The organism is Marinobacter sp. V032 (genome assembly GCF_052645435.1).
Genome location: NZ_JBQXYE010000001.1, coordinates 1,139,284 through 1,152,840, shown reverse-complemented (window position 1 = coordinate 1,152,840; position 13,557 = coordinate 1,139,284). Strand labels below are relative to the sequence as shown.

The 13,557-nt window shown below is 56.7% G+C and carries 11 protein-coding genes; all 11 read left to right on the top strand.

Annotated features, from left to right (window positions below; all coding sequences use genetic code 11):
- The first annotated feature begins 430 nt into the window (after positions 1-430).
- The 11 genes from ACUN9X_RS05285 to ACUN9X_RS05235 all read left to right on the top strand — a co-directional run bounded on the left by ACUN9X_RS05285 (position 431) and on the right by ACUN9X_RS05235 (position 13,460).
- The gene (locus ACUN9X_RS05285; protein ID WP_445472414.1) at positions 431-2,425 is read left to right on the top strand and encodes an LTA synthase family protein; all 1,995 of its coding nucleotides are present in this window, start codon (positions 431-433) and stop codon (positions 2,423-2,425) included.
- A 59-nt stretch (positions 2,426-2,484) separates the two neighbouring features.
- Positions 2,485-2,892, top strand: coding sequence for a GtrA family protein (locus ACUN9X_RS05280; RefSeq protein WP_260038323.1), 408 nt, complete (start codon positions 2,485-2,487; stop codon positions 2,890-2,892).
- Positions 2,885-3,934 carry a glycosyltransferase family 2 protein gene (locus ACUN9X_RS05275; RefSeq protein ID WP_445472413.1) on the top strand — a complete coding sequence of 350 codons (1,050 nt, stop codon included), beginning with the start codon at positions 2,885-2,887 and terminating at the stop codon, positions 3,932-3,934. The genes ACUN9X_RS05280 and ACUN9X_RS05275 overlap by 8 nt, the downstream gene beginning before the upstream one ends.
- The gene (locus tag ACUN9X_RS05270; RefSeq protein ID WP_445472412.1) at positions 3,918-5,420 is read left to right on the top strand and encodes an ArnT family glycosyltransferase; all 1,503 of its coding nucleotides are present in this window, start codon (positions 3,918-3,920) and stop codon (positions 5,418-5,420) included. Before ACUN9X_RS05275 ends, ACUN9X_RS05270 begins: the two co-directional genes overlap by 17 nt.
- 4 nt (positions 5,421-5,424) lie before the next feature.
- A complete protein-coding gene (locus ACUN9X_RS05265) occupies positions 5,425-6,171 on the top strand; it encodes a response regulator transcription factor (RefSeq protein WP_445472411.1) in 747 nt (248 codons plus the stop codon).
- Complete coding sequence (locus ACUN9X_RS05260) at positions 6,168-7,469, top strand: sensor histidine kinase (RefSeq protein WP_445472410.1); 1,302 nt, start codon at positions 6,168-6,170, stop codon at positions 7,467-7,469. The genes ACUN9X_RS05265 and ACUN9X_RS05260 overlap by 4 nt, the downstream gene beginning before the upstream one ends.
- Before the next feature lie 299 nt (positions 7,470-7,768).
- Positions 7,769-9,340: an ABC transporter substrate-binding protein gene (locus ACUN9X_RS05255; protein WP_260038330.1), complete on the top strand. Its 1,572-nt coding sequence runs from the start codon at positions 7,769-7,771 to the stop codon at positions 9,338-9,340.
- Between the two features lie 126 nt (positions 9,341-9,466).
- Complete coding sequence (locus ACUN9X_RS05250) at positions 9,467-10,516, top strand: ABC transporter permease (protein WP_445472409.1); 1,050 nt, start codon at positions 9,467-9,469, stop codon at positions 10,514-10,516.
- Positions 10,513-11,445: an ABC transporter permease gene (locus tag ACUN9X_RS05245; protein WP_260038332.1), complete on the top strand. Its 933-nt coding sequence runs from the start codon at positions 10,513-10,515 to the stop codon at positions 11,443-11,445. The genes ACUN9X_RS05250 and ACUN9X_RS05245 overlap by 4 nt, the downstream gene beginning before the upstream one ends.
- Positions 11,446-11,448: 3 nt before the next feature.
- A complete protein-coding gene (locus tag ACUN9X_RS05240; RefSeq protein WP_260038333.1) occupies positions 11,449-12,447 on the top strand; it encodes an ABC transporter ATP-binding protein in 999 nt (332 codons plus the stop codon).
- Entirely contained in the window at positions 12,444-13,460 is a 1,017-nt protein-coding gene (locus ACUN9X_RS05235; protein ID WP_260038334.1) for an ABC transporter ATP-binding protein, read from the top strand. The genes ACUN9X_RS05240 and ACUN9X_RS05235 overlap by 4 nt, the downstream gene beginning before the upstream one ends.
- Positions 13,461-13,557 lie beyond the last annotated feature (97 nt).

The following is a 13,557-nucleotide window of genomic DNA, read 5'->3' as shown; positions in this document are numbered from 1 at the left end:
ATTCTACGAACCGCCTAAGCATAATTAAAATTTATATTATCTATATTCGGTATTTTTTACATGAATACCAAAACAGCTCTGCTAACACGCTGAAAACCCGACCTAAAAACTGCCTCACTCACGATATGACTCTGTACACAACAGGTAGCACGTTGCGGTTCTGACCGCCCCATTCGATCAAACTCTACCCTCTGACACCGCCGTGCTCAGGCGCCGCCTATATGCGACTTCTCACTTTCCAAACTCCGCTCTCGAGTCTCTGGACTGCTTTGATATTTTTTTGACATTCCCATGACACCCCACTGACAAGCGGCTCTGTACGATGGCGCAAAAAGCGCTGTATCGCACCGGGCAGCTATTGCCTATGGGAAATCCAGGCAAAACCGATGGCATACATGCATCAAGAATCTTTCAATCTTAAGGAAGTGGCATGTCAAAGCAGTCCCCCTCTCCCGCTGGCTCCATCGCCCAAGGCTGGTACCGTGCTTTTCGCTGGGCAGGCGCCTACGCGCCGCTGTTGCAGCTATTCTGCCTGATCCTGATTATCGAGGGCGTTTCCCGCGCCGGGCTGGTGCTTTGGCAATGGGACCGGGTCGCTGATACCGGTATCTTCCCGGTTATCTTTCTTCAGGGACTGCGGGTGGATGTTATTCAGGCAGGGCTGATTATTACGTTGCCTCTTTTGCTTTTGCCATTTTTCGGCCATGGCAAAAGCTGGACTCTCTGGAAACGCCTGACCCTGACATGGTGGATCATCGCGGTCGCTATATTGCTGTTTATGGAACTGGCAACACCCACATTTATTGCCCAATACGATGTTCGCCCCAACCGCCTGTTTATCGAGTACCTCAAGTACCCAAGAGAAGTGTTTGCGACGCTCTGGCATGGCTTCCGCCTGCAGCTCATCTTCGGTGTGACCGCCTGTATTGTCCTGACCATTGCCCTGACCCGGCTGTTGCGACCGTGGCTTGCGGAAACCCGGATCCCTCGCTACCGCAATACATTGCTGGCTTGGCCGCTCGTGGTTCTGGCCGTCTTCGCGGGCGTTCGCTCAACCACAGAACATCGCCCGGCCAATCCAGCCATGTTTGCACTGACCTCGGATGCTCTTGTCAATTCACTGATTCTGAACTCTGCCTGGTCAGTGGAATACGCAATTTACAACCTCAAGCATGAAGCCAACGCCGGCGATGCTTATGGCCAGATGGACAACCAGACCATTCTCGACGAAGTACGCGGCGTGCCCTGGCTGGCAGATGCATCTTTCGCCAGCGAGCAGTTCCCGACACTCCACCACCAGGTGGCGACCCGCAAGCGCGACAAGCCGATGAATCTCGTCATTGTGCTGGAAGAAAGCCTGGGTGCGACCTTCGTGGAATCCCTTGGTGGCACACCGGTAACACCCAACCTCGAACGTCTGAAAAATGACGGCTGGTGGTTCGAGCATCTGTATGCGACCGGCACCCGATCGGTCCGTGGCATTGAAGCGGTCATCTCCAGCTATCTGCCCACGCCGGCGCGCAGCGTGGTGAAGTTATCCCTGTCCCAGAACCACTTTTTTACAATAGGTGAGCTGCTGCGACGGAAAGGCTACGACACCGGTTTCATATACGGAGGCGAGGCTCACTTTGACAATATGCGCAGCTTCTTTACCGGGAACGGTTTCGAGCACATTGTTGATGAGCTGGACTACGAGTCGCCCGAGTTCACCGGTAGCTGGGGCGTCAGTGATGAAGACCTGTTCAACAAAACCCAGAAGGAACTGGAAAAGCTCAATGCCGAGGGCAAGCCGTTTTTCCGCCTGGTGTTCTCATCGTCCAACCACTCGCCGTTCGAGTTTCCTGAGGGCCGGATTTCGCTTTATGACGAGCCGTACAACTCGGTCAATAACGCAGTCAAGTATGCGGACTATGCGCTGGGGCAGTTCATTGATAAGGCGCGTGAAAGCGACTACTGGGACAACACGCTGTTCCTGATCGTGGCCGATCACGACGCTCGGGTTTATGGTCAGGATCTGGTCCCGATCAAGAACTTCCAGATTCCCGGCCTGATCCTGGGTCCGGACATCGAACCGAAAAAAGTGGAGACCATCGCCAGTCAGATTGACCTGGCCCCCACCATGCTATCGCTGATGGGGCTGGACAACGATAACCCGATGATCGGACGGGATCTCACCCGCGAGCTCCCCGGCGCCCCCGGCCGCGCCATGATGCAGTTCAGCAACTACTATGCGTGGATGGAAGGCGACTTCGACGTCACCGTTCTGCGTCAGGATCAGCCCCCGCTGAGCGGCACCTATATGCCGGATAAGGCCAGAACAAAGTTCCGCGACACGCCGCCAGCAGAAGACGTGCGCAAGCGTGCACTCGCCCACTCGCTGCTACCACTGTGGTTATACCGGGAGCAGAAATACGACCTGCCTTGATATTTCCCTGACATTCACTGAACAGTCCCTTGATGGTCGGCACGGTAACGTGTCGACCCATGAAAGCAGATAACGCCATCTTGTCATCCACTCACATCCGTATCCGGCAGCCACTGGGATTTCTGGCCGCCGGCGGACTCGCCACATCGGCTCACTGGCTGACCATGGGGATATTAATGCAGGCAGGGATGTCCGCGCTGATAGCGACGGCAATCGGCTTCCTCGTCGGTGCTGTCGCCAACTACTTGTTGCAGCGGCGACTCGCCTTCCTGAATGCCCGCCGTCACCGCTCGGCCGTACCCCGTTACCTGCTTTCATGCGCCATTGCCTGGCTGACCAACATTGCCATTTTCGATGCCTTGCATCAGGTCGCGATATGGCCGCCTGCAATTGCTCAACTGGTCACAACTCTGTGTGTGGCTGCCCTGAACTACGCCCTGTACAAGAGGCTTGTGTTTCATGAGTGAGCTCCGTTCCACTAGTCATTTCACCCTTCCTCATCGCGATCATCCTGCGACGCCCGCACTCAGCGTGGTGGTGCCCGTTTATAACGAGAGAGAAGTGTTACCCCTTTTTATTCAGCGCCTGGAACGGATTCTGGCCAAACTTCCCCTCACTGCCGAAATCGTGTTTGTGGATGACGGCAGCGAGGACGGCAGTGCGGAATATATTATCGACATGCTGCGCGAATACCGGTTCACCCGGCTGGTTCGCCTGAGTCGCAATTTCGGCAAGGAAGCCGCGCTGACCGCCGGCATCGAGCACGCCCGGGGCGATGCTGTGGTGATCATTGATGCTGATCTTCAGGACCCGCCCGAGCTGATCCCCGAGATGGTCGATCGCTGGCAATCGGGCTCCGACGTCGTGTTGATGCAACGCAGATCCCGACAGGGGGAAACCTGGCTCAAACGCGCCAGCGCCTACTGTTTCTATCGCCTGCTGAATCGCACCTGCAGGTCGCCCATTCCGGTCGATACCGGTGATTTCCGCCTGATGAGCCGCCGCGCTGTCAACGCGCTGTTGCAGCTCACCGAACGTAATCGCTACATGAAGGGGCTCTTTGCCTGGGTGGGCATGCCCACCACCATCATTCGCTATGATCGTGATCCGCGTCAGGCGGGCACCACCAAGTGGGATTTTCTCGGACTGGCCGGGCTGGCCTTTGAAGGGCTGACCTCGTTCTCTGTTTCGCCTTTACGCTGGGCCACGGGAGTCGGCGTTATCGCAGCGACACTCGGCGCGCTGTTCGGATTCTGGATCGTCGTTAAGGCGACACTGCTGGGCGACGTTACCAGCGGGTATCCGTCACTGGTTGCGATCATCACGTTCCTCGGCGGTATGCAGCTGATGGGGATTGGCATCGTTGGCGAGTACGTTGGGAAAACCTATATCGAATCCAAGCAGCGACCGGTGTACATCACTCAGGACGTGGTGGAACGCACAGGCGTGGCCACGGACCAGAGCGTCGCACACCTGCAGGAGGCCAAACGCCATGTTCAAGCGGGTTAACCCCTGGCTGTGGGTTTTGGCAGCTGTTTTGCTGAGCCGACTGATCAGCATGGCCCTGTTCCCCCTGGTGGACACCACCGAGCCGCGCTATGCCGAAATTGCCCGTTTGATGGCCACAACAGGCGACTGGATCACGCCCTGGTTCAGTCCCGGGGTTCCTTTCTGGGGTAAGCCACCGCTATCGTTCTGGGCGCAGGCGGCGGCGATCAAGGCATTTGGCACTTCGGAATTTGCACTGCGACTGCCCTCATGGCTATGTACCCTGGCGATGCTCTGGCTTACGGGCTGTTATGCAAGAGCTGTCTACGGCCGTCAGGTCGCACGTTGGTCGGCCCTGATACTGGCGACTATGGCGCTGACCTATATCAGCGCCGGCGCTGTGATGACCGATCCGTTTCTGGCGCTGGGCACGACACTCAGCCTGGTGAGTTTCGGAATGGTGGTGGCCGGTCATCAACGCTACTGGCGCTGGCTGTTCTTTGCCGGATTGGCTATTGGTCTGCTGGCGAAAGGCCCACTTGCACTCGTCCTCACCGGAACCCCGATCACACTCTGGTTACTCTGGCCATCCTGGCGCGGCAACTGGAAACAAACGCTCGGGGCGTTCCCCTGGGTTTCGGGCACCCTTGCGACACTGGCCATCAGCTTGCCCTGGTATATTGCGGCTGAACTGAAAACACCGGGCTTTCTCGACTATTTTATTATCGGCGAGCACATCAAGCGCTTCATTGATCCCGGTTGGGCCGGCGACCTCTACGGCTCCGCCCATTTGCGACCAAAGGGCATGATCTGGGCATTCTGGCTTTGGGCTTCATTCCCCTGGGGTATTCTGGCCATTGGCGGTGTGACATACCGCCTGTTGAGGCGAAACGCCTCTGCAGCGACTCTTGCCCCATGGCGCGACCCACAAGGCGGGCTGATGCTGCTGGCGGCACTGACACCGATGCTGTTTTTCAGTCTTGCCAGCAATATATTATGGACCTACGTGCTGCCTTCGATGCCCTTTTCAGCGATCCTGATCGCAAGAGGGCTGTGTGCGCTACACAATAGTCGCCCGCAGCTGGCACGACGCGCGTCGATTCCTCTGGTACTCAGCGTGCCGTTGCTAACCACTGCGTTCGCCTTGGTCATGGTGGCAAGCAACCACAAACTGAAAACCGAAGAGACGTTGGCTCAAGACTACGCAGCACTTAAAGCGCCCGGCGACAGCGCCCTGCTCTATCTGGATGAACTGCCGTTCTCGGCCCAGTTCTATTCAAATGGCACAGCGGCTGGGGTAAGCATGAGCGAACTGACTAAAATGCGAGAAAAGCAGCGGTATAGCCGATATTTTGTAGCGATCCCCAAGGATCAAAAAGACGATATTCTGGCGCAGCTGCCGGCGTCGACCGTGATAGAAGCCAGCAACCTGCGCTACCTGCTAGTCTCCATTGGAAACACGGCACAAACAGCCGTTAAAAACTCGATACAACCGCAAAAGGGCTGACCGATTGAATTCGACGACTCCCGTTTCATCTTCGTCTGGCACCGAGCAGTCACTCAGGCTATTGATCGTGGAAGACCAGATCGATCTCGCCGAGAACCTGTTCGAGTTTCTCGGCGAAGACCGGTACCAGCTGGATTTTGCTGCGGACGGACTGACAGCGCTGCACTTGCTGGCCACCCAGCATTACGATGTCATCGTGCTGGACCTGATGCTGCCGGGCGTCTCCGGCTTCGATATCTGCAAGCGTATTCGAGGTGATCTTCAGTGCACCACACCGATCATTCTGATGACGGCGCGCAGTGCACTTGCAGACAAGGAAGAGGGGTTTGCATGCGGGGCGGATGATTACCTGGTCAAACCTTTCGAGCTGCGCGAACTCCAGCTTCGCATCGATGCCCTACACCGACGTTTCACGCCTCGCCAATCCGGCGTGCAGGCTGGCGGGATCAGGTTTGACCCGGGCACACTCAAAGTGGAGATGAATGGCCGGCACACCGAACTGACCGGGATCCCTGCCCGACTGTTCGAGTTGCTGATACGCGCCTACCCCAGTTTTCTCAGCCATGAAGCGCTGAGTGATGCGATATGGGGGCACAATCACAACGACAACGACGGTCACACTCTGCGGACGCACGTTTACTCACTGCGCCAGACCCTGCAAAAAACCTATGGCCATTCACTGGTCAAAACGGTCTATGGACGTGGCTATCGTCTTGACCCACCTGCCGTGGAAGGGAGTTCTGACGCTTGATCAAATCGCTGGGCACTCGCCTCTATCGCACGATCTTTCTGGTCAGCCTGGTGACTATCCTGCTGTCATTGGGAGCTATCGAATTTTTCTATGAAGATATGGAAGACACGATCCTGGATCTGGAACTGACCCAGGAACAGGACTATTTCCGGAATCACATTCAGGGTGATGGGTTTCAAACATGGAAAACCGCACGTCTGAACGCCATATTCCTGCCTGAAGGCCAACCCGAATCGCTATTACCGGAATACCTGAGAGGGCGCCCGACACCGGATTCTTCGGAAATAGAAACCGGCGATGAAACCTTTCTGGTTTTGGTAGAGGCGATTTCCCAACCACCGGGACGGCTGTATCTGTCGCAAGATATTTCAATCATGGAGTCCCAGGAAACACTGTCCCAGATCACACTGATCAGCATCTTCCTCGGCATGTCGCTGATCGGTTTTGTGCTGGCGAGGCTGAGCACCCGACAACTGGTGGACCCGCTAAAACGCCTGACCCATCAGATCCAGGCGACCGAACCGGACAAATCCATGCAGCGGCTTGCCATCGATTATAAGGACATCGAATTCATCAACATCGCCAGCGCATTCAATCGTTTCCTGGATGCGCTGGAAGCCTTTGTGGATCGGGAAAAATCGTTCGTCAAACTCGCCAGCCACGAGCTCAGAACGCCGCTGGCCGTTATCACCGGCGCCCTGGATATCATAGAGAAACGCGACCAACTATCCGGTGCCGACCGCCTGACGCTGGGGCGCATTCGCCGCGCTACCAGCGACATGCATGCCGACGTGGAAGTACTGCTGAAACTCGCCCGGGGCGAGAGTGAACAGGGGCACCGGGTAAAGATCAGTCTGCTGAGGAGTATCCGCGATACCATCGCCGATCTCGAAAGCACCCATGCCGATCACGCGGGCCGCTTTATTGTCGCCGAGGGCGCCTCAGACCAAACATTGCATACCGACCCCGCGCTGCTACGAATGCTGATTCGTAACCTGCTCCAGAACGCCCTGAAACACACCCGTGGCGAAATCCGCATTGCGCTGCTCAACAACGGCATGAGCGTATCGGATGACGGTCAGGGGCTACCTGACCCGGTGATCAAGCGGCTCCAGCGACCACTCCCGACACCTTCCCTGACGGTGAAGGAAAACAGTTTTGGCTTGCTGATCGTGCAGCTGATTTGCGAACGTCTGGGCTGGCATCTGACGATTCCCCGGTCCGACGACAGCGGGACTGATCTCAACATCCGGTTTTCTTCCCCAAAACCGTCAAACGATACGGAAAATCCAGACTAACCGGCGGTCAATCATTACAAATCGATTGACCATTTTAAGTGCATGGCTCGTCGCTCGGCTTTCCCCTGGCAGCCAAAAACGTAGCAGATGTCGCGCCAAGGCCCCGTAATAACAGCCTTTGACGCGAACCTGCCCCGCCCCCGGCCTGCGCCCTGCTTCGGTTCATTCACACCGCGAATAGGGGCAAGTTGTTATTTCGATTGCCCACCCGCCAAGCTGTTACTAGTTTGTTATCTAATGTGCCCGGTATAACGGGTGCTAGAAAAACAAACCTCAAAAAAACAGCGACGGAACACGCTATGAAACGATTTCTCACAGCGCTTGTAAGCTGCGCGGCTCTCTCTACACTTGCTTCTGCTCCCGCTTTTGCAGCGGATGCAAACAAATCGCTTAAAATGGCGTACGACGCCGACCCGGTCACCCTGGACATCCATGAGCAACTGTCCGGCGGTACACTGCAACTGTCCCATATGGTGTTTGATCCACTGATTCGCTGGACCAAGGATCTGGAGTTCGAACCCCGCCTTGCCAAAAGCTGGGAACGGGTGGATGACAACACCATGCGCTTCACGCTCCGTGAAGGCGTAAAATTCCACTCCGGCAACACCCTGACCACCGAAGACGTCAAGTTCACCTACGAGCGACTCAAGAAGAGCCAGGACTTCAAGGCTATCTTCAAGCCATTTACTGAACTGCGCGTCATCGATGACACCACGTTTGAGCTGGTCACAGCCGAGCCTTACCCACTGGTCCTGAACGCGGCGACCTATATTTTTCCGATGGACAAGGCGTTCTATACCGGCAAGGACGACAACGGCGACGACAAGGCTGCCATCAGCAAACAGGGCAGCACCTTTGCCTCGCGCAATCAGTCCGGCACCGGGCCTTTCAAGGTCACCTCCCGCCAGCAGGGCGTCAAAGTCGAGTTCGAACGTTTTGATGGCTACTGGGACAAGGAATCACCAGGCAACGTGGGCAAGATCACGCTGACCCCAATCAAGGAAAACAACACCCGCGTATCAGCCCTGCTGTCAGGCGGCGTGGACTTCATTGCTCCGGTGCCACCGACCGATCTTGATCGCATCAAGCGTGATCCCAAAACGGATCTGGTGACCATGAGCGGCACCCGCATTATCCTCCTTGATCTCAACCAGAAGCGGGTTGAAGCATTCAAGGACGCCCGTGTCCGCCAGGCGGTTGCCTACGCCGTCAACCAGGAAGGCATCGCCGCCAAAATCATGAAAGGCTTTGCCACACCGGCTGCACAGTTGTCACCTGAAGGTTACCAGGGACATGTCGACAGCCTGAAGCCTCGCTTCGATGTTGAAAAAGCCAAGAAACTGATGAAAGAAGCCGGCTACGAAGACGGCTTCACCGTCACCATGATGACCCCGAACAACCGCTACGTGAACGACGACAAGATCGCACAGGCGGTCGCCGCCATGCTATCGCGCATCAACATCAAGGTAGACCTCAAAACCTTGCCAAAAGCCCAGTACTGGCCTGAGTTTGATGCTCGCGCTGCTGACATCATGATGATTGGCTGGCATGCGGATACCGAGGACTCAGCCAACTTCTACGAGTTCCTCACCATGTGCCCTAACGCCGACACCGGTGCTGGCCAGTACAACGCCGGCAACTACTGCAACCCGGAACTGGATGCGCTGGTTGAAAAGGCCAACGTGGAAACCGACCTCGACAAGCGCGCCGAAATGCTGCAGCAAGTTGAGCAAGCCCTTTACGACGATGCCGCATTTGTACCCCTGCATTGGCAGGATCTGGCGTGGGCCTCGAAAAAGACCGTTAAAATCGAGCCTATTCTTAACGTCATGAACTTCCCTTACATGGGTGATCTGGTCATTGAAGACTGATTACCTGCAATGAAAAAGCCGTGGTTCCGGCCCTCCCGGAGCCGCGGCTTTGTTTTACCGCACTTCCACAACGGTGTGTTTTACAGCCATGCATGTATACAACGATAACAACCCCGGAATGACGCCATGTTAGCGTTCTTGGTACAGCGAATAGGTCAGGCGATGCTGGTCATGTTCGTGATCAGTGTGATCGCTTTTTCCATCCAGGATGGGCTCGGCGATCCCCTTCAGCAGATGGTGGGTCAGTCCGTCTCGGCCGCCGAACGGGTCAAGCTCCGCGACGATCTGGGACTGAATGATTCGATCGTGGTTCAGTATGCCCGCTTCGCCGGAAAAGCAGTCCAGGGTGATCTGGGCACGTCCTACTTCTACGGCGAACCCACGCTGGACGTGATCATGGAACACCTGCCAGCCACTTTGGAGCTGGTGATTGCCGCCAGCCTGATGATTGCGTTCCTGTCGGTCCCGATTGGCGTCTATGCGGCGATCAAACCCCGGGCCTGGCTATCCAAATTCTTTATGGGCGTGAGTACGGTCGGGATATCCATTCCGGTCTTCCTGACGGCCATCGTGCTGATTCAACTGTTTTCAATCGGCGTCACCGTGGACTGGTTCCCGGAAGACACCGGCTGGGGGCAATGGTTGAATGGCGCACTATCGACCAATGGCGGCATGCCGTCCTACGGACGCGGCGATGATCTGACGCACTTGTTCGGCACCTGGTATTCAGGCTTCTTTTCGGAGAACGGTCTGCTGCACCTGCTGCTCCCTGCTGTATCGCTGGCATCCATCATGCTGCCGCTGTTTATCCGGTTGATCCGCGCGGAAATGATGGAAGTGCTGCAGAGCGATTACATCCGCTATGCCCAGGCCAAGGGTCTAGCGCCGCGGCGGATTCACTTTTTGCATGCGCTGAAGAACACCATGCTGCCCGTCATTACGGTCGGCGGCGTTCAACTGGGCATCATGGTGGCCTACACCATTCTGACCGAGACAGTATTCCAATGGCCTGGTGTGGGACTGATGTTCCTCGAGGCGATTACCCGCAGCGATATTCCTCTGATTGTGGCCTACCTGATGGTCGTCGGGCTGGTCTTCGTGATTACCAACACGGTGGTTGATCTGATTTACGGTCTGGTGAACCCCACCGTCAAACTGACAGGGAAAAAAGCATGAGCACAGCGACCCTCTCTCGCTGGAGCCGCTTCCGCGAGTCGTTTCTCTGGTACAGCTTCAAACGCGACAAGATAGCGATCGTCAGCTTCGTTGTGTTTGTGCTGATCGTCGCCGCTGGCGTGTTTGCACCGCTGCTGGCACCCGCCGATCCCTACGATCTGACCCAGATCAACATCATGAATTCGGAATTGCCACCGATGTGGCTTGATGGTGGCGATCCGCAGTTCCCGCTGGGCACCGACGCCCAGGGCCGCGATCTGCTATCCACGATTCTCTACGGCACCCGGGTGTCACTGCTGATCGGCTTTGGCGCCGTACTGCTGCAGTCGTTGCTGGGTATCCTGTTCGGCTTGCTGGCGGGTTACCTCGGTGGCCGCGTTGATGCCTTGCTGATGCGGGTTGCCGACGTGCAGCTGTCGTTTTCCACACTGATGGTTGCGATCATCGTAGGCGCGGTATTCAAGGCCAGCTTCGGTAACCTGATGTTTGGCGAAATCGCCATCTATATGCTGATCCTGATTATCGGGGTTGCAGAATGGCCGCAGATTGCCAGAACGGTAAGAGCGTCCGTACTTGCGGAGAAAAAGAAAGAGTATGTCGACGCGGCCAAGGTGATGGGGTTCCGGACCAACCGCATCATGTTCCGCCATATTCTGCCTAATACCTTATCGCCGATTTTTGTTATCGGCACAGTACAGATCGCCAACGCGATCATCTCCGAAGCGGCCCTGTCGTTTCTCGGGCTGGGGATGCCGGAAACGCAACCCTCGCTGGGGTCACTGATCAAATCCGGTTTTGACTATATCCAGAGCGGCTCCTGGTGGATCACCTTGATCCCGGGGCTGGTACTGGTCGTGCTCGTACTGGTCATCAACCTGTTGGGTGACTGGCTGCGGGATGTCATGAACCCAAGACTGTACAAGGGGTAAGCCATGGCACTGCTCGAAGTCAAAAACCTCGATGTCCGTTTTGCCGTACGCGGCGGCGACCTCAAAGCCATTCGCGGCATCAGTTTCTCGCTGGACAAGGGCGAGCGTCTGGGTCTGGTGGGCGAATCCGGTGCGGGCAAATCCGTCGCCGCATTCTCGATTCTCAACCTGATCGCACGGCCCGGCTATATCGCCGGCGGCGAGATCCTGTTTGAAGGCCGCAACCTGGCCGCCATGAGCGAACGCGAGTTGCGCAAGATTCGTGGCGACCGGATCGCAATGATCTTTCAGGACCCGATGATGACCCTCAACCCGGTGCTGACAGTCGGCACCCAGATGGTCGAGGCGCTCAAGGCACACCGGCGCATCAGCACAGCCAACGCCCGCAAGATCGCGCTGGAGCGACTGAAGCAGGTCCAGATTCCGTCACCGGAAAAACGGCTGGACCAGTACCCGCACGAATTGTCGGGGGGGATGCGCCAGCGGGTCATTATTGCAATCGCGCTGCTGCTTGATCCGGAAATCATCATTGCGGACGAACCGACGACCGCGCTGGATGTCACCATTCAGGCCGAGATCATGGCGCTGCTGCTCGAACTCTGCGAGCAGCACAACGTGGCGCTGATGCTGATCACCCACGACCTGGGGGTGGTGTCTCAGGTTTCCCAACGGATGCTGGTAATGTATGCCGGCCGGGTCATTGAACAGGGGCCGACCAAGGAAATCATCAACGACGCGCAACACCCCTACACGCAAGGGCTGATCAATGCGCTGCCGCAGATGGGAGAACCCGGGCGCCGACTGTTCCAGATTCCGGGCTCCATGCCATCACTCAACCGGATTCCGACCGGCTGTCCGTTCAATCCCCGCTGTCAGTTTGCCAACGACCATTGCCGCGAAGTGATGCCCGAATACGTCCGCTCCGGCAATGTCGATGTAGCCTGTCACGAGGTCGCGGCCCTGATTGAAAAAGAAAAACAACTGCAAGAGGAGCAACCATGACTGCGCCTGCGCCACTGGTTGAGATCCGCAACCTTGAAAAACGTTTTGATCTGTCGGGTAACTTCCTTGAGCAGTTGCGGTTTCGCAACGGCAAGCTCACCCGTCATCAGGAATATGTACACGCCATCAACGGGGTCAACCTGCAGGTTCAGAAGGGCGAAGCCCTGTGCGTAGTGGGCGAGTCCGGCTGCGGCAAATCCACCGTTGCCCGCACGGTCATGGGCCTGCTCTCGCCATCAGGCGGCGAAGTACATTATGGCGGCAAACGCATTGATGACATGAGCGGCAAAGCCGTGCTGCCATACCGTCGCAAGATGCAGATGATCTTTCAGAACCCCTACGCGTCGCTGAATCCACGCATGACCATTCAGCAAACGCTGGAAGAACCGATCCGCTTCCATCACCCGGACTGGACCAAGGCCGATATCAAAAACCAGGTACAGGACGTGATGCAGTCGGTCGGTATCGATCCGGATTGGGGGGTGCGTTACGCCCACGAATTCTCCGGCGGCCAGCGCCAGCGAATTTCCATCGCCCGGGCACTGGCCGTTGACCCTGAATTTATTGTGGCAGACGAGCCGATTTCGGCACTCGACGTCTCCATTCAGGCCCAGGTCCTGAACCTGATGATGGATGCACAGGAGGCCCGTGGCCTCACCTATCTGTTCATCACCCACGATCTGGCGGTAGTGGAGCACTTCGGCACCCGGGTCGCGGTAATGTATCTGGGTACCGTCTGTGAACTGGCGGATACTGCAACGCTATTCGACAGTCCGCGACACCCGTACACTCAGGCACTGCTGTCTGCGATTCCGCGACTGGAAGATCACCGACCCAACCATATTCGCCTGCACGGCGAGGTGTCGACCCCGGTAAACCTGCCCTCCGGCTGTGTTTTTCACGGTCGCTGCCCATACGCCAACGACCGCTGCCGGCAGGAAATACCCGCTCTGATCGCAACCGATAGCGGCAGTCAGGTGGCGTGCCATGCGGTTGAAGAAGGACGTCTGTAGTGCAAAAACAGGTGCAAGCAAAACCCGCGCACTCGCACAGTTTTGCCGCACATTATAAAACGCCGCGATTAGTCTATGCTGCCTCAGGCATTGTCCT

What these genes read in the sequence shown, in the direction of transcription:
- ACUN9X_RS05285 (WP_445472414.1), top strand. Translation starts at nt 431, where the DNA reads ATGTCAAAGCAGTCCCCCTCTCCCGCTGGCTCCATCGCCCAAGGCTGG.
- ACUN9X_RS05280 (WP_260038323.1), top strand. Translation starts at nt 2,485, where the DNA reads ATGAAAGCAGATAACGCCATCTTGTCATCCACTCACATCCGTATCCGG.
- ACUN9X_RS05275 (WP_445472413.1), top strand. Translation starts at nt 2,885, where the DNA reads ATGAGTGAGCTCCGTTCCACTAGTCATTTCACCCTTCCTCATCGCGAT.
- ACUN9X_RS05270 (WP_445472412.1), top strand. Translation starts at nt 3,918, where the DNA reads ATGTTCAAGCGGGTTAACCCCTGGCTGTGGGTTTTGGCAGCTGTTTTG.
- ACUN9X_RS05255 (WP_260038330.1), top strand. Translation starts at nt 7,769, where the DNA reads ATGAAACGATTTCTCACAGCGCTTGTAAGCTGCGCGGCTCTCTCTACA.
- ACUN9X_RS05250 (WP_445472409.1), top strand. Translation starts at nt 9,467, where the DNA reads ATGTTAGCGTTCTTGGTACAGCGAATAGGTCAGGCGATGCTGGTCATG.
- ACUN9X_RS05245 (WP_260038332.1), top strand. Translation starts at nt 10,513, where the DNA reads ATGAGCACAGCGACCCTCTCTCGCTGGAGCCGCTTCCGCGAGTCGTTT.
- ACUN9X_RS05240 (WP_260038333.1), top strand. Translation starts at nt 11,449, where the DNA reads ATGGCACTGCTCGAAGTCAAAAACCTCGATGTCCGTTTTGCCGTACGC.
- ACUN9X_RS05235 (WP_260038334.1), top strand. Translation starts at nt 12,444, where the DNA reads ATGACTGCGCCTGCGCCACTGGTTGAGATCCGCAACCTTGAAAAACGT.